This window comes from Agathobacter sp. LCP21S3_B2, from assembly GCF_052118705.1.
In the GTDB taxonomy this organism is placed as follows: domain Bacteria; phylum Bacillota; class Clostridia; order Lachnospirales; family Lachnospiraceae; genus Roseburia.
The window spans coordinates 1-337 of the sequence record NZ_JBQKGQ010000060.1 but is presented as its reverse complement, the minus strand read 5'-3'; the positions used below and the strand labels follow the sequence as shown (position 1 = coordinate 337).

At 43.9% G+C, this 337-nt stretch carries 2 rRNA genes; both read right to left on the bottom strand.

Features of this window, described 5'->3' with window-relative positions:
* Positions 1 to 110, bottom strand: a 5S ribosomal RNA gene (gene rrf / locus ACTQ1L_RS15300); the annotation flags it as partial.
* Between the two features lie 156 nt (positions 111 to 266).
* Positions 267 to 337 (bottom strand): 16S ribosomal RNA (locus tag ACTQ1L_RS15295); the annotation flags it as partial.

The window sequence follows — 337 nt, the reverse complement described above, 5'->3', positions numbered from 1 at the left end:
GCCACCTACTTTCCCATACCGTTACCAGTATAGTATCATCGGCCGTTTAAGTCTTAACCATCGTGTTCGGGATGAGAACGGGTGTTTCCCAAAAACGCATCGCCACCAAAAGTTTGAACACTTAGCGAGGTATTTTCGAGCTTAGTGTGAAACTTGTTCGATTTGCGTAAGCAAAGTCGAACTTCCTCAGCTTACCCCAGTGTTATTTGTTATTAAATAATCATTAATAACTCAACAGTGAAAAACTCTCTACTCGATTTCCTTAGAAAGGAGGTGATCCAGCCGCACCTTCCGATACGGCTACCTTGTTACGACTTCACCCCAGTTATCGAGCCTG